Below are 22,981 nucleotides of genomic sequence, written 5' to 3' on the forward strand. Positions count from 1 at the left end.
AAAGGAGGCTCTTCCGGCATGACAGCCAAAAAATATTCAATCAGTCAGCTGATCCTCATGCTTATCGTGGGCATGTTCAGTCTGACCTGCCTGTACCCGTTCATCATGGTCATCTCAGGCTCACTTAGTAATGAGCAGGATATCGCCACTTATGGCTACACACTCTTGCCCAAGCATGTCACATTAGATTCCTACCGTATTCTGCTGCTGGGCTCACACCGAATTATAGATGCGTACGGAGTCAGCGTGCTTGTCACAAGCGTCGGTACGGTAGTATCGCTGCTGCTCACGGCTATGGCTGCCTATGCACTATCGAGAAGATCTTTTAAGCTTCGGGGTGTGCTGTCGGTATATGTAATTATCACCATGCTGTTCAACGGTGGTCTTGTCCCCTGGTATATCATCTGTGTGCGGTATTTGGATCTTAAGGATACCCTGTGGGCGCTGATCCTGCCCTCGCTCGCGAATGCGTTCAACCTGTTTCTGATCCGTAACTTTATGCATTCCATTCCTGAGGAGATTCACGAATCGGCCAAAATAGACGGAGCCGGCGAATTCCGGATCTTCTACCGGCTGATCACTCCACTGGCGCTGCCAGTGCTGGCAACAGTAGGGCTGTTTATGGCCCTTGGTTACTGGAATGACTGGTTCCTTGGCCTAATGTTCGTCGACAAGCAGGAGCTTCAGCCGCTGCAGCTGCTGCTGCGCACACTGATCTCTAACGTCGATTTTCTGCGAAGCTCCGGCAACGCGGCTGCGATGCAGCGTATTACAGCGCAGATCCCGTCGGAGTCCATGAAAATGGCGCTGACCGTCGTCACCATCGGACCTGTCGTTTTCCTGTATCCATTTGTGCAGCGGTATTTCGTTAAAGGTCTGATAGTAGGCGCTGTCAAAGGCTGATTTACCGTCCCACCGGCTTTACCGGCTTCGGCCGCTCAAGCATACACATTGTCCAACAAGGGGAGAGGTTTTACATGCGAAAAAGGAAATCAGGGTTGTTCCTGCTTACCACCATTTTGCTTTTCAGCTTTACGTTATCGGCCTGCGGTGGCAACGGCAATAATTCCGGAAATACGGCTGACGGCAGCTCCAGCAGCAATACCAGCGGTGAAAACAGCAATGCAGCCAAAACCAGCGAACAGGAAGTGACGCTCAAATTCTACTTCGGGGGCGATAAAAAGGCGGCCACGGACGAGGTCTGGGCGAAAATCAGTGAATATGTCAAAGGCAAAGGGCTGAATGTGAAGTTCGACATCAATACGATTCCATTCGGCGATTTCAAGGACAAAATGCTGGTGATGGCGGCTTCCGGCGACAGCTGGGACATGAACTTCGACGGCGACTGGCTGTCCTACAAGCAAATGGCGGCAAAAGGCTCCTACATGGCGCTGAACGATTTGCTGCCGAAGTATGCTCCGAACCTTTATAAAAAATATGAAGAGCAGGGCACTTTATCCGCGGCAACAGTAAACGGCGATATCGTCGGTCTGCCTTGGACCATGAAGATGAATGAACGCAAATTTGCGGGCTGGCGCTCCGATCTCGCTGAGAAGGCGGGCATCACCATCGAGCCCGATTCGGTAAAGACGATCGAGGATGTCGACAAGCTGCTGCGCGAGTTCAAAAAAGCGTATCCGAACGAAAAATTGTCCCGCTCCACGCCGCTGTCGATATATATGATCCGCGACGAATGGGTGGATCTCAACTTCCATGGCCTTGGCTTCTACATGAGCGATCCAAAGGTGGCCGTCCAACCGATTGAGCAGCAGCCGTTCTACCTGGAATCCGCCAAGCTCTCCAAAACCTGGTACGATGACAACCTGATCAACAGGGATGCCATGATTGACAAGGAAGGCGAGGAAGTGCAGTGGAGAAACGGCAAGAAGCTCTTTACGCTTACTTCGCATGAATGGGCTTATGCCGATCCGGGTTTTTTAGATCCTTCTTACAAACAGGAAATGTCACTGCTCTACCCAGACAAAAAATATGTTAACCGTACCGCGCTGGCTAATGTGCTGGCTATCAACCGGAACTCCGAGCATCCGGATCTGGTACTCCGCTTCCTCGATATGGTGGAAACGGATCAGACGCTGTACGACCTGCTGCAATACGGAATCGAAGGCAAAACCTACAAGCTTGACGGTGATATGGCTGTTTATCCTGAAGGCATGGAGTCTTCAACCAGTAACTATATGGAATGGGGAGGACAGTGGGCTTTCTGGAAGCCGCAGTTCATGCGTCCCACGCAAACCTACGGCGTGGGCTTCTGGGCGAACGAGGCTAAGTTTGCCAGTGAGCCCAATAATGTGAACTCGCCTGTGGATGGTCTTTTTATCGCGGAAAACAATGTGAAGAATGAAATTGCCAAGCGCGATCAGGCCTCCGATGAATTCAGCCGCCCGATTGAATTCGGCGTAGTCAAGAATGTTGAGAAATCCGTTAGCGATTACATCGATATGCAGAAGAAAAATGGGCTGGATAAGCTGCTTGCCGAAACGCAGAAACAGGTCGATGCCTATCTCGCGAACCAAAAATAGAACGAAAAAGCAACAAGCTGTAGATACGGTTTGTTGAATGAAGAGCGCCCATAAGCGAATAACGCCCATGGGCGCTTCTTGTTGAACTTATAGCCTATTCCCTATTCAATGGAGGTTTGAAAACTGATGGGACAACGATGGACGAAGAAGCTTCGACGTGTAACCTCTTCTCTGCTGACTTTGGCGATTGTGACCGCGGGCCTGTATTCGCCTTCCGCTTCGGCGGGAGCAAGTGATTCCGCCGGAATAAGTGTTGTTCTGGGAGAGACTCCCGTAATAAACGGCATCAGCCCTCGGGCAGGAGATAATCCTGCAGGGCTGCGGACCGGCATACTCGACGGTAAAACCTATTGGGAGACTAACAAAGCCGAGGATGGCCCGCAGACCGTGTATTTCTACATGGATGTGGATGATCAATACCTGCATGAGAATACGGATTACAATGTATCGGTTACGATGGAATACTACGATGAAGGAAACGGTTCGGCAGTGCTACAGTATGACAGTGAATCAAGCGCGTTCAAGGACGCGCCGTTCTTTACGTATACGGACACCCACACATGGAAAACCCATACGTTCGAACTGAGTGACGCCTGGTTTGGCAACCGCACGAACGGAGCTGACTTTCGCCTCGGCATCGAAGGCGGCGGAGCAAGCGCAGCTAACAATAAAGATCTCAAGCTGGCTTCTGTCAGTATCGGCAAAACCTTGAAACCGCTACCATCGGATGAGGCTGGGATCGTGCTCGGCGACACTCCGATACCGCAGGGTATCACTGCACGTGGAGGAGATTATGAACAGGGCGTTCTGACAGGTACTCTGGACGGCAGGGGGTACTGGTCGACCAACCGCGCAGCTCCCGACGGCGGAACACTGTATCTGTACATGAATGTTGCGAATGACTATCTGTACGACAATACAGATCAGGATGTGTATCTCACGGTGGACTATTATGATGAAGGCGGCGGCAGCATGGTGCTGCAGTATGATGCCGTATCTGCACCCTTCAAGGATGCCGCATTGTTCACCTATGCCGACACCAAACAATGGCAAAGCCATACCTTTAAGCTCAGTGATGCGAAATTCGCCGACCGCACGAACGGCGCCGACTTCCGGATCGGCATCAGCGGAGCGGGTGCGCCGGACAACAATCCGGATCTTAAGGTGGCGAGAGTCACCGTGAAGAAATCACCGCGAATTGTGGCCCCTTCGCAGACCGGTGTCATTCAGACAGTATATGAAACGGATGATATTGTGATCGCAAATATTAGCGTAACGGACTACGGGGCTAAAGGGGACGGGGTAACAGATGACACCACGGCCATTCAGAACGCGCTTCGTGCGGCATCGGCCCAAGGAGGGGGTGTAGTGTTTGCACCTGCGGGAACGTATCGCCTGAATGGACACCTCGTCATTCCGACCGGAGTGACACTCCGCGGAGATCGGCCTGAGCCTGCGGCCGGAAATTACACGGTGCAGGGTACCATTCTTGCGGCTTATGAAGGACGGGGCGAGGAGAACGGCACCAGTCTTATAAGCATGGAGCCGGTCAGTGGAGTCACTCATCTCTCCGTCTGGTATCCAGAGCAAACGCTGGATACTCCGGTCGCCTATCCCTGGACCTTCGAGCAACTGTCGGGGGACAGTGCCACGATCAGTAACGTTACGCTCGTCAATGCCTATAACGGGATTAAAATCGGTCCAGTCTGGAACGAGCTGCACTATGTCAAGGATGTATCCGGAACGGCCCTGAAGACGGGGATCTTCCTCGATTTCACCACCGATATCGGACGGCTGGAACGGGTGACGCTGTCTCCGGAGATTTGGTCCGGCTCGGGCCTGCCCGATGCGCCGGGACAGGTGGCGTTGTTCAATTACATGACCGGTCACGCCGAGGGTGTGGTAATGGGCCGCTCGGACTGGGAATATATGTCCGATCTTTTTATTTCGGGCTTTAAGACCGGCCTGCGGGTGACGACACGGACCAATTCGTTGGAAACAGCCAATGCGCAGCTGTACCGAATCCGTATCAAAGACTGCAACGTGGCGCTCAAGATCGAAGGGGTCAACGACTACGGCCTGCTCGTCTCGGACAGCAGCTTCGAAGCGGGAGTCGGCGAGGCTCCGGTGGCGATTCAGGCCACACAGGGCTTTCATTCCATTGTCCAGTTCAATACGGTAACTGTCGGCGGTAACCCGCTGTATGCGGTTGAGAATGACGGCAGCGGGGTGCTGTCCTTTGAGAACAGCAGCTTCACCGATTGGAACGTTGACGCGGGCGGTTATGCGATTGCAGCCAATGGCGGTTCGCTGCTGCTTGGCCAGTCCTCTTTCACCAGGCCCGGCAGGCATGTGCTGCTTGGAAGCGCTGCGCGTAAGGTGAACGCCATCAATTCCGGATATAACGGGCAGCTTGAGGTTTCGGATGAAAGCGATGCCGCGGAAATTAATATCCATCAGGATGATGCCTACGCGCTTGATGTTCTGCCGAAGGGGATAGCCACGGATAGAGCGGCGGCACCGAAACCAGCGACCAATTTGCTGTTTGACATCGCCGCCAGTCCCTACAACGCCGATAAAAGCGGTTTGCTCGACGTCTCTTCGGCGGTGCAGCAGGCACTGAACGATGCCGGTTTGGCAGGGGGCGGAACGGTGTATCTTCCCGCAGGCACCTACCGGATCAACACCAGACTCACGGTGCCATCAGGTGTGGAGCTGAGGGGCTCATGGGATGTACCGCATCATACGATCGGCGGCGGAACCGTGATATTTACGAATTACGGTGAGGGCAAGCCTGAGGATGAGGCGCTGATTACGCTGGAGGAATCAGCCGGCGTGCGTGGACTATCTATCTATTACGACAAACAGAACTGGAGTAATATCAAGCCTTATGCCTGGACAATCCGGGGCAAGGGCCACGGCGTATACGCCATTGATACTACCCTGGTAAACCCTTACCAGGGCATTGACTTCGGAAGCTTTGATACGAGCGGGCATTATATCAACTATGTTGCCGGTTCTCCGCTGAAGGAAGGTATTTTTGTGGGTGGGGGTGCGACTGGAGGCTTTGTGCGCAATGTGCAGTTCAACCCGCATTACTATGGCAGAAGCACATATCCGAACCATCCCGACAACGATGCCGCTTTCCAGGTGGTCTGGAACTACCAGAAAGACAATCTCGATGCGTTCCGGATTGCCGATGTCAGCGGGGAGACCGTGTTCAATACCTTCGTATACGGATCCCAGTACGGTATCCATTTTATGGCACAGGATGGCCGGGGACCTCAGGCGGTCGTGATCGGCCATGGTACAGACGGCAGTAAAAAAGGGGCAGTGCTGGACAGCGCTGAACCCGAAGGTCTGAAGCTGATCAATACTGAGCTGGTTTCACTCAGCTCCTCGGATAAGGTATATGTTACGGTGGGTGAGGATTTCAATTCCAAAGCCACCCTGTTCAACTCCTCCATGTGGGGCGATACGACCAGGGCCTTAGATATTCACAGTGGAAAAATAAACATCCAGCAGGCTAATGTTGTCACCGTAGGTGAACGGGGGCTGGGTGCGCTTGGCGGCGATATCGCCATGTATAATTCATATTTCCAGCAAGCGCAGACCACACATGTCTATGCTGATCCCGAAGTGGAGCGGCTTGTTCTGACCAATAATCTGTATAGCGGAGGCTTGCAGCTGGACAACCGCGCGCCGTCCAAAGTAACGGGCACCGATCTGGTGCCGGTGTCACTGCAGCTAACGGCAACCCCATTTGAGGAAGCGGGCGGACAGCCGAGTGCCACATTGACACTTACCAATGTCTCGCAGCCGCAGCCGATGAAAGGCAAGCTTGAGTTGCTGGGCCCTTCCGTTTATCAGAGTGTCCTCCAGCCGGTGCGTTTCGAAGGCGTGGGGCTTGGCCACAGCATCGATATTCCGCTGCCCTTCTTGGCCATCGATTCGCTGAAATACAAGATCACGCTAGACAATGGTGAAGCCTATGTAACCTCTGTCAAGCTGGGGCAGTCATTCGCCTCCCGCAGTTCAAGCGCCGATAATCAGGCGGCTCCCCCTGTGGTAATGTCTGATGCTGATCATTATTTCAGTCTGGGCGGCCAGTGGAAGGGTGCCAATGACCTCAGCGCGGAAGCAAGGCTCCGGTGGGATGAAGAGCATCTGTATGTGACGTTGGCCGCACATGACGATGTTCACGCGCAGAACTGGACGGGTGGGGATATCTGGCAGGGAGACAGCCTGCAGCTCGGTATTGACCTGTCGCGACAAGACGGTAGCGCCAGTCAAAACGTCAGCGAGCTTGGCTTTGCCCTGAACGGGCAGGGAACTGTGAGCTCCTGGCGCTGGCGGGCACCGCAAGGCCTCAATACCGGTGTCTTGCCAGGAGTGCAGGCGGACATTAGCCGTGATGAGGGACTGGGAGTGACACTTTACGAGCTTGCTATTCCGTTTGCACAGCTTCATGGTCCGGGCGTCGCATTCTCACCAGAGGATTCAATCGGCTTCACCCTGCTGCTGAATGAAAATGACGGAGCGGGCCGGGCCGGCTTCAGCGAATACAATCAGGGCATTGGCACAAGCAAGGATGCCACCCTTTATGGAAACCTGTATCTGCTTCAGGGCGTGTTCACGGAAGCTCTTGCCGCATCAGCAAAAACGGCTGTCGCTTCAGCGGAAGCCGCCGTGTCGGTCACATCCGTGGATGCCGCCGCCAATTTCGTTGCCCTTCTGCCGGAAGGCAATGTGAAGGATAGCCTGAAGAACCGTCTGGTGAAGCTTAATGACGGACAGCCGGGGCAGGCAACGCCAACACCGACACCGGCGGTAACGCCAACGTCAACGTCAACGTCTCCGGTAACAGCGACGTCAACACCAGTACCGGCGGCAACATCGCCAGCGGCATCCGCAACGCCATCGACTGCGGCACCTGCAATCACCATTGGCGGTGACGGCACAGCCGCGATCACGGCTGGTGCTGTGCTCGATTCCGGCTCGCAGATCGCCGGAATTTCACTCTCCGCAGCGCTGCTGGAGAAGGCTTTTGGGCAGACGGCGAAAATCGGCGGAGTCCGGAAAGTAGTTGTCCAAATTGCCGAATCGCCGGGAGCGCAGGGCTACGGATTGCAGCTGCCTTCCGCTTTGCTTGGCAGTGCCGGCCCGAATAGGGTTATTGAGGTAGTAACCTCCAAGGGTACGTTCACTCTACCCGGAAATATGCTGGATACATCACAGCTTGCGGCAGTCGGCCCCAATCTGACGGTGACGATCCTGGATGCAGACCGGAACGGCTGGGGATCAGCGCTGAAGCAGCAGAATGCAGGGCACCCGGCTGTAGAGCTTTCTCTCGCATCGGGGAACCAAAAGCTGGACTGGCGCAACAGCAATGCAACGGTAACAGTGTCACTTCCCTACAAGCTCTCAACCGGAGAGAACCATGAATTTCTGGCTGTCCGCTACATCGATGACAGCGGGAAAGTCACTACAGTTGCCAACGGCCGTTATCATTATCAGAAAGGCCAGGTCATATTCCATTCGTCTCATTTCGGCGAACACGCGGTTGTATCTGCAGCCCCGGCTTTCGGCGACCTGAACCGGACGCCTTGGGCGAAACAAGCGATTGGAGTTCTGGCGGCCAAAGGAATAGTCCGCGGCCAGTCAGAAGAGGTCTTTAATCCGCAGGCTCAAATCACAAGAGCCGATTTTGTGATGATGCTGTCGTCGTTACTGGAGCTGGCAGATGCTCCGGCCAAGCCTTACGATGATGTACGGCAAGAAGCATACTATGCGCAGGCTGTAGGCAGCCTCCGAAATCTGGGGATTGCGGGCGGCACGGGCGGTAACCGCTTTGAACCGGAGAAGGCGGTCAGCAGACAGGATGCAGCTGTACTGGCACAGCGCGCGCTGGCTCTGAAGTCTGGCGTATCCGCTCTTCAAACCGCGCCTGACTTGCTGTCCGGTTTCAGCGATGTACAAGAGATCTCTGCTCATGCCGGGGACAGCATCAGTAAGCTGCTTCAGGCGAATCTGCTTCATGGGGATGCCGGGAAGCTCAATCCCCGGGGTATTCTGACCCGCGCCGAAGCCGCGGTTTTGATGTACAACATTTACAATTACGTTTACAGGGAATAGAAGAACGTTGCAGTTATACACAGGGGCTGTCCCATAAGTAAAGTTTCCTACGAAAGGGACCCTTCTTTTTTTAAAAGAACCGTAAAACGGCAGTAGAGCAGCGATTCTCCCGTTACTGGAGAATCACTGCTCTACGTTTTTGGTCATTCGCGTCTTGCTTCAGCAGATTATGAGAATCGTCTAGCCCTTAAGTGCCAAGGTTAAAAAGAGCATATGATATTATCAGGAAATTTGTAGAAAGTGACACAACTGGTGTTGCATCAGCAACTTTATTGTTATCTGACTGGAATACACTTATTGAAGAGGTTGAAAAGTCTATAAGAAGCACATAACTTTTTTCTGAGGCTGGAATTTGAATTCATAACACAGACTTCATGAGCTATACATCTATTCAAGAGCTCGAAGTTGACTACAAGCAAGCTTTAGGGAATGGAAAGCGAGCATTGGATTTAATTTTCCTTTGGATCTTACTGATGCAACTTGATTACTCACCCACTGTAGCTAAGAGTGGCTGTGAGAAAGAAGCACCAGCCCACAATTTTCTGTAGTCTGGTGTTTCAATTGAGGGGCATATCGTATAAGAATTATTCACACTGAACACTCGACGCATGTGGAAACTGTTTGCTTGCTGGTTTGGAAATGTACGGGGGATGATCCGAATATATTATATGTTCACTATAGATGGTCATTCACCGCTCTATATTTGTTGGAGAGGCGGACTGCCTGGAAATCCCGTTCCCTTGTGACCCGTCCGCAAATAAGCTACACTGGGGGACAAAAACGTCGACCGTGGGAGAATATCGCAATGAACCCTTGGCATGAGAAAATAGCGCTGAAAACGAACAATCCGCTGAAAATTATCGTCGGCCACGAGGAAGCCGGCACGCCTTCGCACTGGCATGAGGAAATCGAGATCGTCCACATTCTCGAAGGCCAAATGTACATCGCCGTCAACAACGATACGTACGCCCTGAAGAACCGGGATTTATTGCTGATCAGCTCATGCGCCGTTCACCGCTTTTACCCGAATCCGGCAGGCTGCGGCAAGATCATTCTCCAGATCGGCAAGTCCGTCTTCGGCGGCTATTCCGACGGCGTCTTCGACCGCCGGTTTACGTCGCCACTGCTTACCGCGGAAGATGAGCTGCACGGAAAGTTGGAGCCGATCATCCGCGCGATTTTGCACGAGTGGGATGAAGGCGGCGAAGGGTTCGAGCTCGTCATCAAAGCCCGCATTCACGACCTGGGCGCGGCCATTATCCGCTCCGTGCCGATGGAAGCCTATTCGCATCAGGAGCGGACCCGGCAGCTCGAACAGTTGGAACGGCTGCGCAATGTGATGTCGCACATCGAGCGGAACTACGCTTCCGACATTACGCTGCAGCAGGCCGCGGACTTGGCGGGTTTCAGCCCGACGTATTTTTCCCGCTTCTTCAAGGAAGCGACAGGTGCGGGATTCGCGGACTACGTTAACGAATTCCGCGCGAACGTCGCGATGTCGCTATTGCAGAATAGTTACGGGGAATCTGTGACAGACATCGCCTTTCAGGCGGGCTTCAACAGCATCGAAACATTCAACCGCGTTTTCAAAAAAGTAAGTGGCCGGACCCCCTCGCAGTTCCGTAACAAAAAATGACGGGTCGTTCGCAACCTCTGACAGGAACTGTCGGGGGTTCTTTTTTTATAGTAGAGGTAGTTCCGAACCATATAACCGTAAGGGGAGGTCTTCACCCATGTTAGAGGAGAAATCGGCATTGTACCGCAACCCGCAAGCGCCTGTGGAGTTGCGAATCGCGGATTTGCTAGACCGCATGACCATCAAGGAAAAAGTACGCCAACTGGACCAATATTTCGGTGCGTCGTTCATGAGCGCCAAGCACCCGCATATGGACACCGTTATGGCGAACGACGCGACGATCGAGTGGGACAAAGTGAAGGAAGTGATCGGAGAGGTTGGCATTGGCTGCATTCATGATCTGTACGGCACGTCCGAAGTGAACAACGAGCTGCAGCGTTACGCCGTCGAGCGCACCCGTCTTGGCATTCCGATGCTGTTCAGCGAGGAAGCGCTTCACGGGCTGCTCCGTCCGGGCTGTACCATTTTCCCGCATGCGATTACGACCGCGTCCTCCTGGAATCCGACCGTCGCAGAGTCGATCGGCAAAGCGATCGCCGCCGAGACTAGAAGCTTCGGCATTCACGAGAGCTTCGGTCCGGTGCTCGATCTCGCCCGAGAGCCGCGTTGGGGCCGCGTCGAGGAGTCGTACGGTGAAGACACGCATCTGGCCGGACGGATGGCAGTCGCCATGGTCAAAGGGCTGCAGGGCGAATCGCTCGCCACCGATCATACAATCGTCGCTGAGCCGAAGCATTTCACCGTACACGGCGTGCCCGAGAGCGGCTTGAACCAATCGGCGACGTCGCTTGGGATCAACGAGATCGAGACGTATTATATGCCAGTATTTGAAGATGCTTTCGTCGAGGGCGGTGCGGTCAACGCAATGTGCTCCTACAACTCGATCGACGGTGTGCCTTGCGCGTCCGACGAAAGCTTGCTTACCGGCGTGCTGAGAGGCAAGTGGAACATGCCGGGCTTCGTGCGCTCGGACCTCGGCGCGATCTCGCGCCTGCAGCGTTCGCACTTTACGGCGGCGACTGAGCGGGACGCGATTCGCCAGGCGCTCGAGGCAGGCTGCGACATGCAATATTACGATTACCCGCACGACGTCTATCAGGACGCGATCGTTCAAATGGTGGAAAGTGGAGAGATCGCGGAAGTGACCGTGGACGAAGCCGTTTCCCGCGTGCTGCGGGTCAAGTTCATGCTCGGCCTGTTCGAGAAGCCATACATCGACCCGGTGCTGTCCGGGCGCGTCGTGCGCAGCGCCGCGCACGGCGAAGTCGCGCTTGAGGCGGCCCGCGAAGGCATTGTACTGCTGAAAAACGAATCCGATATGCTGCCGCTGAGTAAGTCGCTGCGACATATCGCAATCATTGGGCCAAGCGCGGACGTCGCGCGTTTTGGCGACTATACGCCGCATGTCGAAGGGTTCGAGCCGGTGACGCTGCTGCAGGGCATTCGCAACAGCGTATCGGCGGGGACGACGGTGTCGTACGCCAAAGGGACGGGCATTCTCGAAGACGAGCTGGACGCCATTCCGATCGGCAGCTTCGTAGACGGATTCGGCAATGCCGGGCTGCAAGGTGAATACTTCGATAACCCGGAGCTGGCCGGCGATCCGGTGTTGACGCGTCTCGACCAGTCGATCGACTTCAACTGGGTAGTCGCGAAGCCAGATCAGCGCGTCCCGTCGTTTCACTTTTCCGTCCGTTGGACGGGCAAGCTCGTGCCGAAGCACGATGTAAGCGGCCATATCGGCACCGTCAGTGCGGACAGCATGCGGCTGTGGCTGGACGGCGAGCTGGTCATCGACGGCTGGGGCAAGGACAAGAGCGCGAACGCGATCGTGCTCGTCCATCTGGAAGCGGGACGCAGCTACGACATTCGTCTCGAATATTGCAAGGACACGAACGGCGTATCCATTATGCTGGGGTGGAACCACGAGACTGCCAGCATCCGGGAGGCGGTCGAGCTGGCGCGCCGCTCGGACGTAGCCATCATAGCACTCGGCGATGATTGCCGTACGTGCGGGGAAGGCGTCGACCGTTCTAGTCTCGACTTGCCTGGCCGGCAGCTCGAACTGTTGAAGGCAGTGTACGAGACTGGCACGCCCGTCGTGCTCATGCTCCAGAACGGCCGTCCGATTACGATGGGTTGGGAGGCGGACCATATCCCCGCTATCATCGAAGCCTGGTATCCCGGCGAGCGGGGGGGCCACGCGATGGCCGACGTGCTGTTCGGCGACTACAATCCGGCGGGCCGGCTGCCGATTTCGTTCCCCCGGACGATCGGCCAAATTCCGGTCTACTACAACCGCAGACGAGGCGGCTCCCGCTTTTACGTCGAAGGCGAAAACGCTCCGCTCTACGCGTTCGGGCACGGGCTCAGCTATACGATGTTCGGATACGACGACTTGCGGGTTGACGTAGTGCGGGGATTGCCGGACCCCGAAATCCGGGTGTCGGTCGACGTGACGAACACTGGCGGCCGCGGCGGCGACGAAGTCGTGCAGCTGTACGTCGGCGATCTGGTCAGCTCGATCGCGCGGCCGGACAAAGATTTGCGCGCGTTCAAACGCATCCATCTAAAAGCCGGCGAGAAGTCGACCGTCTCTTTCAGCTTGACAGGCAAAGATTTGCGGCTGCTCGGCCGGGATTTGCAGTGGGTTGTTGAGCCCGGCATATTCCGGATCATGATCGGTTCGAGCTCAGACAAGATCGCCGTATCGCAAGACTTCGACCTTGTCTGAGGGCTGGCCGGCGTCGACTGAATGAATCGGAAAATACACGCCTGCAAAAGCCAACTTCGCCGTATCAGTGCCGCTTCGATGTTTCGGTAACATAGAGATCAACGAAGGTTGAATGAGCTGCAGAAAAGCATATCAGCCGAGGTGAAGACGTCGGGAAGCATCATATGCAAGCATGTGTCCAAACGATACAAAAGCGACGCCGAGCCTGCGGTGTGCGATTTTAATCTATCCGTCGATGAGGGCGAGCTGATCGTGCTGACCGGACCTGGAGGAAGCGAGAAGTCGACGACGCTGGGCATGCTGGCGGGGCTCGAGAAGATCAGCAGCGGCGAGTTGTATATAGGCGGCAAATATGTCAATTACGCCGCGCCGAAAGACAGGGAAGTGGCGATAGTAATGCCCAGCAGTGCGCTCTACCCCAACATGACCATCTTCGAAATATGGTGATCGGCGGACACATCGTCGTCATAAAAGACGGTGTCATTCAGCAGATCGGCTCGTAGTGGCAATTAGCCGAAGATCCGGCTAACCGGTTCGTTGCCGAGTTCGTTGGGGCGAGCATGACTAACTTCGTGGAGGGCCGCGTCATGCGGGAGTCGGGTCGCTTCGTCTTCGTCGACAAGCGGATGAGAATCCGGCTGCCCAATCGACCCAAGGCGCGCCTTGAAGATATGGCGGGAGAGGAGCGAGACGTCGTGCTTGGCGTGCGTCCCGAGTACGTGTCGCTTCGGCCTGTGACGGTCGAGGCCGAAATCGAAGGAGACGCTTGCGCGTTCGATGCGGAGAGACATACCTGAACTTCAATGCCCAAATCATAGCTTAAGAAAAAAGAGAGCTATTTCAAAAATGAAATCATATGTACCGGCATGGATATCCATGGATTATCCAAAAAATTATCAACTGATTAATTACGTGAGTTCTTATATCAAGAAACATGATTATTAAAAACAACTCCTAAAGGAGTTGTTTTTTTGGGCCAAAATAGGGGCGTTTTCGGCAATGGGACTAAGTTCTTGTCCACCGACAGACAATAAATAATAAAATATAAAAAACTATTCTTAGACATCCTGTCAAAATACGGATTTTGTGCAGATGTCTTAGAAAAACCGCGAAGCACCGCGGGTTTATCGGTCCATGTTGTTTACAGCATTACGCATCTCTTCATCTGTTAAGTGTGTATAAATCATAGTTGTTTGTATAGATGAATGCCCTAACTGATTCTTTAACCTTGGTACATCATTGTTTTCCAAATGATATCGCGTTGCAAACGAATGTCTAAGCGAATGTACTGTTAGGGAGGGCTTCCCAAAGGCAGTAGCGTATTTTTCAATCAGCTTTTCAATCGAGCGCCCAGTCAAACGCCGGCTTTTTCCTTTACGGCCAACAGGAGCTGCAATGAATAAATAGCTTTCGTTTTTTTCTGGTAAATATCTTGATTCTCTGATCTGCAGATAACTTTCTAAATCCATTAAAGCCTGTTTGCTAAAGTAAACGTATTGTTCTTTATCACCTTTACGGATCACCCGAACTAACGCTTTATTCATATCCAGGTCATCCATATTAATGCCTGAAACCTCTGATAATCTAAGCCCGGATCCTAATATCAACGAAACAATCGCAGTGTCACGTTCACGGTTGAATTGATGAAACGTAAAAATCCGTTTATTGTCCTTATTCTTTTCGCCAAAATCATAGGCTACAAATTGTCTAAACAATTCAAAATCATCTTCTCTAAGGATCTTTCCTTCAATGCGGTTTGCAATGGTTTCCTGGCTTTCTTTAACGACATTCAGATCCATCTTGGCCATAACATTGCGTTGAATATAAGGCTTCAGGTCACTGGTCTCAGCCTTGTTCTGAAGGTAATCAAACAAAGATTTTAACGAGGATAATTTTCGATTAATCGTAAGCTTCTTGTTTCCAAGCTGATAATCCAGGAATGACAAAAAGTTTTCAGTTTCACGGATGGTTAATCGCTCGAGTGTTTCTAATTGTATTTCTTTCCGGATTGATGAAGTTATATTCTCAGCGATAAGCCAATCAAAAAAGATAATGTAATCATGGCAATAATTAAGAAGAGTCATCGGAGATAACTTGCGTTTTTTGCTATCAATATATTCTGTAACATACCAAGGCAAATCAGACAGTTTCTCATCAATTCGCTGCATGTAGTGCATTTTCATCTGTTTATCCATATATGTACGAACCTCCGTGAATCCAATATATCTCATTATTATTTATTCGTCAAATTATTATTTTACGTAATTATAAATAATGCATTGCTGTACTTCTAATGTACTAACTGCTGTTAATCTACCTCTAGTAGCTTTTTAACGAAACTAGGCAAAAGTTAGCCTCTGGCATCTAGCCAACTCCCTTTTCTAAAATGGGACAGTTTTGCCATAACTTAATATGGTGATTCCTTGTTAGTCTTCGCATTGAGTTGAATATAACTAAAGTTCATTTCAAATATGCAGCCCCGTATATGTATTTTTTTTCAATATTGGGAATTGGGATCGATGATTGAGTTTGCATAACTTATCTTCCAGTTTTTCGTGACAGTTGGATCAGTAAGCTCCCAATTCTCTGCTACTCTGTATTTCAGATAAACCTGATAACGGACTTCAATAAACTAATCTATAAAGATTTATTCGTCGAGATATTACTCCTCCTTTTTGAATGTGATCCAATTTGATCGTTGGTTAAATATCGAGATTGTGTATTTTGGACAAAAAAAGAACCGGAGGATTATCCCCCGGCTGGTCTGACTATTTCCGTAAATCCTGAATATTGCTGCTGATCTTAACCTCCGTTGTCATGGCGATTGCAAGAAGTTCTGCGATCCTCTATAACTTATAATGCCTCTCCTCAATTTGTGTTTGTTATTTAATCTACTGTTAAGTTAATTTTCTCTATCATCTAATATCTCATCTTTTTGACATTAACAGACGTAACAGGTGTTATGGTAACATTTAAGTCCGAACTGATTTTTTCGAATGTTTCATTTGAACACACCCATCTTTGTAAAAATGGCTGTCTGTGCAACTGATCCTGAGTAATTTCCCGGATTGGACCATGAAAATGTTCAAATCTAACCTTATGCTCACCATCACCTAACCAAAGAAAAGGATTATTATCTGATGGATGCCACCCAAACACATAGTTCCACAATAAAGATGGATAGCTATATACACACTGATTGATAAATTCGCCCATTCCACCAGTTTTGTACGTCATTCTCAAAATAGGCTCACTTCCATTTAGTGGATCAAAGCGATCATTGTGGTACAACGCAAACACACGACCATTCATTGTCGTCACTTCATGCGCTTCTACTAACTCAAAACCCCTATCTCGAACGACCATATCTAGAACTACTTCAACATCAGTTGTCCATGAATATGAGTGAAATACCGCACCAAGCACAATTTCATCTTCTGACAAGCCACCATAAATATGCGGTATAATACGATCTAGTAAGGCTTTCTTGTTCCCAAACAACTGGTCTAATTCATAATCTTTTATCCACTCATTACCGTCTGCAGCAGGAGTTGGAGTTTGAAGAAGGATATATGGATCATCCGATTTTAAGAGGGCTTGCGAAAGGGCTACTAAAGGGACATCGTTCCACCTTCCTCTAGATAACTCTTCATAGATTATTTTTAACAAGCGATTTCTGTGTGGTAAATTACGAATACCCATTTGTCCACGCTTTATTTCAATAGGATCAATTTGTTCAGTATCATCTGGATTAGTTCCGGAATAAGCAACATATTTTTTTTCAAGATCATCAATTTTCTCCATGGTTGCCGCTTCCAACCTATTTAGAAGACTTTGCACAATGTCGTTTCCGTGTAGTTCATAAGTCAATCCACGTGGAATACTAGGTGTATCTAAGATCCCTCTTTCCGTTGGTGATGTCGATACTAAAACTTCATGGTCTGGAGATTTAGGAAGTACCCACTCAGGACAAACTTCTCCTGTTCTACGCTCGATTACATTTAATATTACCCAGGCTTGCAATTTTAGTCCTAGTTCGAATCCGTCATAACAAGTACGTACTATTTCTGCAAATGTTTCGTAAGCCAACGGAGTATTTGCAGCTGCCCTTTCAACAACTAATAAGATCCTTTCTTTACTACTAAAACTAAGGTGAGACCAATTGTCTGTAATATACTTCAAATCATAAGGTGAAATTTGAGCAATACTCCAAAGTCCTCTTAATGCAAGTCCAATTCTTGTAAGATTATTTGATTCCAAAATCCTCAAAAAATATCTTATGGCAAACTCAGACCAGGAGCTAGGTGTTGTAGCAAGCAAATCAGGAAATTCGATACGTGGCATATTGGGAAGGTGTCCGGCTCCTTGAATCCATAATTCATGCATGTTCAGAAGCCGGTTTACACCGGCTTTTAGATCTTCACTCCCACTAGATAGTGCACGGAGTCTGCAAAATTCATCTATTTTTTTAACTGCACTATCAAGCCAAATTCTCTCTTCAGTTTCAAAATCTAAATTAGAAATTAAATTTCTCAAAAGCTCAAAGCGCACATTATCACGAATGAGAGGCACAAGTGCTTGATGTGCCAATCGAATGCTTGAGTCACTCCATAGATGAGCTTTATAATTCTGCGCCAATAACAAATCTACCAAACTTTGAAGATGCTTTGGATACCCACTTGGCTTTTCCGCTAATAATCTTTTGGCAATGATATTGATACCCTTACACAGAATCTCCAACCTATCCGCTAATTCATTTGTTTGAATTAACCTATCAATTGCTTTTTGAAAAGGTAGTTCTTGTAACGCTTCATATAATTCATTTTTCTGCTCATCACGATGAAACGACTCATCTTGAATCGACTCGAACCATCTAATGGGTATACGATAACGATCACGTTCTCCTTTTATGTAGTATTCTGCTGGACCTAGACTCTTAAGTTTATCGTTTATACAACTAATGCCATTCCGTTCAGCAGCAAGACATAATGCATTTCTTAGATCCTCCAGATAACATCTTTCGTATCCATCTTGCCAGTTTAGTGTACCTACGCCGAAGGACCATATCGTTAGGAGTTCTGTCTCTGAAGCAGCTAAAGATTCAAGCAAAGAAATCAAACCATCGATTATCATGTGGGGGTTATCTATCAAAGGTTCTCTTACATTTTGTGCATTCAGTAACTTCCACATTGCCTTCGGCCCATCATACGCTACTGAACTGGCAACACTACCCTCAACAAATAATGATAGTCTATTGTCCCCTAACTCTGAAACAACTTGGCATATTTCAATCAGTCTCTTACCTTCATTGATCCAGACTCCTGGTTCCCCTTTAGCAAGTTCCTTATACCAATCTTGTGGATTATCTAAGACGTACTCTTTATGTCCTGTGTATCCAACTAGACCCCATTTCAAAAGCTGTCTAGCTCGTTCGGCTTCATGTTGATATCCAACTTCATTAGCAAGATCAGCCATTCGGTTCACTATATCTACACGATCTACTAGACCAAACTGCCAAACTATGCCTTCATCAGCACACCAGTGGAGGAACCATTTTTCTAATAAGGCTTCTTCCCCCCGATCCCACAAATACCGCCATCCAATTTCCATCATGTAATTAACTGGGTAAGATTTTGAATAATCTAATATGAACGAATTAACAGTTTGACCCGCTACTCCACCAATTAAATTGGCGCATTCGATAAGAATCTCGACAATCCATTTTGTCGATGGTTGTTCTTTGTGTACTGTCTCATTGAAATTTCGCGTTTTTCTTACTAACGCTTCTAGTACTAATTTGATCTCGTTCGAAGTAACGATTTGTTCAGCTATTTGTTTCCCTCTATTTCTATAGCTGCCTAACCATTTCCCCGCAAGTGCGCTGCCATAAAGTAGAGTCGACAAATGCGCCTTTTGGCGCTCATTTCTTTTTTTCGCAAAATAAGCCTTAACACCTTCCTCACCAATACCACCATTTTCACGAAAAGGTTGTGTCCATCCCAAAACAAAACTCACCATGCAATAAAGCAAGGTTTGATCTTCATGGTAATCATCTAAATCAATATTTTCGAAAATATTGAATCCTTTATCTGTTATTGACTGAACCCAGTAATTAATTAGTTCATTCTGGCCTGTCAAAAGACTAAGAGCTGCAGCTTTAATTTGGAAAATACTAGAACGTTGATCGCGCTTTCCTATCGATTCTTTCAATGTATATACAATTTCTGCCCATTTCCTTTGTTCAGCTAATTGCATTAAATTGTTTTCCATGTCATTTATATAGCTATACACTGATACTTGTCTGGTCCAAATCCAATCTCGTAAATCTCCATACTCTATAGCCTCATTCATCATTGCATTGGAGAAACAGGCCCATGTTTCTTTAGTTATTTGATCATCTGAAGGAATAGGTTCAATTTCTTCGTTCCAATGCAGTCCAGTGTAAAAACTTACTTTCCCCCATATAAGCAAAAGATTCTTAAATGTGTCATTCAAGTGTTTGTAGTCACTGATTTGATCCAATATAGCTTCATTGAACATACTAGCAAGATTAACTGGTGTAATGTCTACAAACCAACGTCTCATTAAGCTAATAGCTCGATCATTTTCATTCGTTCGGACTAAACGATAAGCATCTGTTATGGCGTCATGGACACTTTCAAGCGTCCATAATTCTTGATTAAGAACTCTACCTTCAGAAAAAAGAAGCGGTGGTACATCAGGAACATATTTGAAGACATTACCAGTCCAGTCGACTGACTTATGTAATTGAACTAATGTCGCTGTAGCACACGACACGGAATGGATACAGTCCCAATCCTTTGTTTCTGCAATATACAGCAAAGCTTGTTGGCACTGGTTGTAGAGCTCTTCCATCGGTCGTTCACATGCAATTCCCTCCATGACGTATTCTGGCGTGAAAACTCTAGCTTGATCCGCATGACGATTACTCTTCCTTAATAATTCAAACAAGCTTGAATGCCTTGAGATACCCTTCTCCTGAATTCTCCAATAGTAGTCCGCAATTAAACTTGCTACTTCGCGTAATCTTTCAGGTTGATCGTGTACTTCTTTTGTAAGATGAACCCGAACATCATTATGAGTAACACGGAAGCCATCATTTTCTTCAATTACTAATGGCCGAAGTGCTCGCAGTGCTTCTACCCAATCTATAGATGATATACCCATCACATCAGCAAATATGATAGCCAAATCATTACCCGTTACTCTCTCCTTTGTCAGGGAAAAATAACTTGCTAAGCGTTGCCCAACAAAAGGAAACCTATTATCAAGACGCGCAACTGCCGAATTCCATATTTTCTCATAATATTCTGAAATTCCGTCTGTCAACCTTCTGTTTGATAATGTCAATTGTAATTCACCTAAGTCGGAAACCGTTTTTGCCTCTTCTATAGCAAAAATAGCTGTCAATGTGTTTTCCTTAGCAGTGTCACAAATTAACCGAAGTGTTGCTTGGAATTGTTCAGCAGGCAACTTAGGAATTTCAGTTGTAAGCAGTTGTGAAATATCTTCTTCTTGAATACCTTCGACCACCCAGTGAGAAACTCCCTGTTTACTGCCTTTTAGCCAGAATGGATACTTATCGTAAGAATCAGAAGGCTGTCCAACAATCAAAAAACGGACATGATCTGGAACTGCATCAGGTGGGATTAAAGTTTCCAGGAAGGAGTACTGATCGACACCAGCACGAGCCGCATGATCTATGCCATCTATCGCAATGATAGTGGGTCGTCCCCGTTCCTCTCCTAAAATATTTGCTAATCTTAACACCTCAGATATAAGTTGTTCTAAGCTTAAAAAGTCATTCCTGATAGGAACATTATATCTGGCGAGACGCCTCTTAAAGAAGTAACTACGAAGCTCAATCAGTAGATCTCCCCACAATACCTCAGCTTTGGTAGTAACACCTGAATCCGCGTGCAATCTTAACGTTTGAGGAGTAATTGGTTTAAAAGCATGGAAACGCAAGTCAATTACCGGATCACGTCGATTCGCTAATGCACTTACGACACTTGTTTTACCTTGACCGGGTGCCCCCGATAAGAATGTAACTGGACAAGAGCTTTTAAGTAAATGCTCCGCAAGATTTTCTAGGAATTTCATTCGACTTGGAAAGAATGGTTCGGGAGGCAAAAGCATATGATCCCCTACCAACTCTTGTGATTGCATACTTAAAACTTCATATACATCCTCACAATAAATTGATTCTTTTTGGCCCCGTGACGTTGTCACCCAATTACGTAAAGCATGGTCGAGTTGTCCAAATAAAGATGTCGCTTTTTCAGCCGATATCCCAAATGTTGTAGAAATTTTCTGTGTAACTAGACTAGTTAACTCGTTTAAATCGAGTTGTTCGGTTTTAATGACTAGCAGTTTGAGAAATTTTAATTTATCTTCGTCACTTGAAAGTTCGCTCAATTGGCTATGCCATTCTTCCCATGCATACGCCCATATTTTAGGCATCCGAATATCATTAAGAGAATTAGCCTTGGCGATTTCTGATTGAAAATGTAATAGAAACATGTTGAGAGCCGGTCGAAATTGCTCTTTCCCATTGGGGTCTTTTATATTGGAGGAATTAGTGCTGAGTATACGATTTGTGAAAAGTACGGGAGAGCATTTTACCCATTTGTTTTTTTGAGTTGCCCAAGCTGTGGACATACTTTTTAAAAGAGATAACATGTTCCCAAAAGTTAATGTATCTTCTGCACGAGTATGCTTTACCTGCACATATTCCGATGTTCCATTACTATAAACAACTACAACATCATCTAACCCCTGTGCCTCTGTTGCTTGCAGTATAATGTAATCAATTTGGTTATCTGGATTAAGCATATCCACTACATATTTTTGTCCTATTGTCCATTCATACCAATAAGGATCACCAATACCCGCTGAAGGATTTATTACATGTGTCGTTATAAGAAACACCTACTTTCATTATCTATTCTTCCATAAAATCCGATAATACACCCTCTAAACCAGGTTTATAGTTTAAAGAAACATATTGTTCTTCGCTTCCGTCTTTAGAAGGGTTAATGAATAAGATATATCCTTCTTTTATTAAATGATTTAACTCGACAGAGAAACTGAATTTTTCATAAAAGTGCTTATTACGTTCAACATGGTGCCAATCAACTCCGGATATCCAGCCCGTTATGTATTTAATGGGTAAAGGATACTCCTCAATTACAAGAAACAATGCACGCATCAAAACTGAACCATAACCCTTATTTGCATCATTGTCTTCCATACGAATATCTGCAATTTCTAAAACCTCGTACTTGTTTTTATACGTTAAAAACATTGAAGGTGTTAGTGAATTCACACCATCTTCAGAGAAGATAATGCTGCGGAGAATTAATATACCATCATCATCTGTGGGATTATAGTAAATTATAATGTTCTCACCAGCTTTTGTAGTCTCTGCTAATATAATATTCTCACCTTGTCCGTAAAGCTTTTCCTTCCAATAGGTCATCTCAAAATCAGTATTTCTTTTTTTTTGAAGTGGTGTCTTGTTGTATAATTCAGGAAAAAGATCATTGAATATCCCTTTTAATAAATCCCCCATAATATTCACTCCTAGGTCTTCTTTTAGTTTTAACGGACGAAATCCTTTGTTTTACCAAGTAAGTTTTTCACTTTAAACTTAAGATTGTTTTTTTTGAAATAACACACTCTACACTCAGAACTCCATTCATCGTGGATGTTAGCAGGAATCCCATGAATTCCGGAGGTTTTGGCTACACAAGTACGGTGTTGCCCCTCAGAAAAAGAGTAATGTCCACAAGAATGAGGATTTAATTCAACGCTGTTTTGCATCCCCTTATCGAGAATACTTTTTAACAATAAGGGGCAGTAATAGACTGAGTTAGCTCTGTAATCCCAATATTTACCTTTGATAAATATTTT

11 protein-coding genes are annotated in these 22,981 nt (G+C 48.1%); 7 read left to right on the forward strand and 4 right to left on the reverse strand.

Going from position 1 to position 22,981, the window contains the following annotated elements; all coding sequences use genetic code 11:
- Positions 1-18: 18 nt before the first annotated feature.
- The 7 genes from A3842_RS25500 (at position 19) to A3842_RS25530 (ending at position 13,842) form a co-directional block, all read left to right on the forward strand.
- Entirely contained in the window at positions 19-903 is an 885-nt protein-coding gene (locus tag A3842_RS25500) for a carbohydrate ABC transporter permease (RefSeq protein ID WP_074103169.1), read from the forward strand.
- Positions 904-977: 74 nt separating this feature from the next.
- Entirely contained in the window at positions 978-2,540 is a 1,563-nt protein-coding gene (locus A3842_RS25505; RefSeq protein ID WP_074103170.1) for an extracellular solute-binding protein, read from the forward strand.
- 126 nt (positions 2,541-2,666) lie between these two features.
- Positions 2,667-8,675: a glycosyl hydrolase family 28-related protein gene (locus A3842_RS25510; RefSeq protein ID WP_074103171.1), complete on the forward strand. Its 6,009-nt coding sequence runs from the start codon at positions 2,667-2,669 to the stop codon at positions 8,673-8,675.
- A gap of 805 nt (positions 8,676-9,480) precedes the next feature.
- Positions 9,481-10,311 carry an AraC family transcriptional regulator gene (locus tag A3842_RS25515; RefSeq protein WP_074103172.1) on the forward strand — a complete coding sequence of 277 codons (831 nt, stop codon included), beginning with the start codon at positions 9,481-9,483 and terminating at the stop codon, positions 10,309-10,311.
- A 97-nt stretch (positions 10,312-10,408) separates the two neighbouring features.
- Positions 10,409-13,045, forward strand: coding sequence for a glycoside hydrolase family 3 protein (locus tag A3842_RS25520; RefSeq protein WP_074103173.1), 2,637 nt, complete (start codon positions 10,409-10,411; stop codon positions 13,043-13,045).
- Positions 13,046-13,219: 174 nt separating this feature from the next.
- On the forward strand, positions 13,220-13,492 hold the full coding sequence (locus tag A3842_RS25525; RefSeq protein ID WP_178382410.1) for an ATP-binding cassette domain-containing protein: 273 nt from the start codon (positions 13,220-13,222) through the stop codon (positions 13,490-13,492).
- 113 nt (positions 13,493-13,605) lie between these two features.
- Complete coding sequence (locus A3842_RS25530; RefSeq protein WP_256701861.1) at positions 13,606-13,842, forward strand: hypothetical protein; 237 nt, start codon at positions 13,606-13,608, stop codon at positions 13,840-13,842.
- A gap of 327 nt (positions 13,843-14,169) precedes the next feature.
- Here A3842_RS25530 and xerS read toward each other — a convergent pair whose 3' ends face one another.
- From xerS to A3842_RS33055, 4 genes are all read right to left on the reverse strand, one after another.
- Entirely contained in the window at positions 14,170-15,240 is a 1,071-nt protein-coding gene (xerS, locus tag A3842_RS25535; protein WP_074103176.1) for a tyrosine recombinase XerS, read from the reverse strand.
- 724 nt (positions 15,241-15,964) lie between these two features.
- Positions 15,965-21,997 (reverse strand): ATP-binding protein, encoded by a 6,033-nt coding sequence (locus A3842_RS25540; RefSeq protein ID WP_074103177.1) that lies wholly within the window; start codon positions 21,995-21,997, stop codon positions 15,965-15,967.
- A 13-nt stretch (positions 21,998-22,010) separates the two neighbouring features.
- Positions 22,011-22,640: a hypothetical protein gene (locus A3842_RS25545; RefSeq protein WP_074103178.1), complete on the reverse strand. Its 630-nt coding sequence runs from the start codon at positions 22,638-22,640 to the stop codon at positions 22,011-22,013.
- A 29-nt stretch (positions 22,641-22,669) separates the two neighbouring features.
- On the reverse strand, positions 22,670-22,981 hold a 312-nt coding region (locus A3842_RS33055; RefSeq protein WP_483874425.1), incomplete at its 5' end, for a ParB N-terminal domain-containing protein.

It is taken from the genome of Paenibacillus sp. P3E (genome assembly GCF_001909045.1).
Taxonomy (GTDB): domain Bacteria; phylum Bacillota; class Bacilli; order Paenibacillales; family Paenibacillaceae; genus Paenibacillus_AQ; species Paenibacillus_AQ helianthi.

Coding starts and splice junctions, on each gene's coding strand:
- A3842_RS25500 (WP_074103169.1), top strand. CDS start 19: ATGACAGCCAAAAAATATTCAATCAGTCAGCTGATCCTCATGCTTATC.
- A3842_RS25505 (WP_074103170.1), top strand. CDS start 978: ATGCGAAAAAGGAAATCAGGGTTGTTCCTGCTTACCACCATTTTGCTT.
- A3842_RS25510 (WP_074103171.1), top strand. CDS start 2,667: ATGGGACAACGATGGACGAAGAAGCTTCGACGTGTAACCTCTTCTCTG.
- A3842_RS25515 (WP_074103172.1), top strand. CDS start 9,481: ATGAACCCTTGGCATGAGAAAATAGCGCTGAAAACGAACAATCCGCTG.
- A3842_RS25520 (WP_074103173.1), top strand. CDS start 10,409: ATGTTAGAGGAGAAATCGGCATTGTACCGCAACCCGCAAGCGCCTGTG.
- A3842_RS25530 (WP_256701861.1), top strand. CDS start 13,606: ATGACTAACTTCGTGGAGGGCCGCGTCATGCGGGAGTCGGGTCGCTTC.
- xerS (WP_074103176.1), bottom strand. CDS start 15,240: ATGGATAAACAGATGAAAATGCACTACATGCAGCGAATTGATGAGAAA.
- A3842_RS25545 (WP_074103178.1), bottom strand. CDS start 22,640: ATGGGGGATTTATTAAAAGGGATATTCAATGATCTTTTTCCTGAATTA.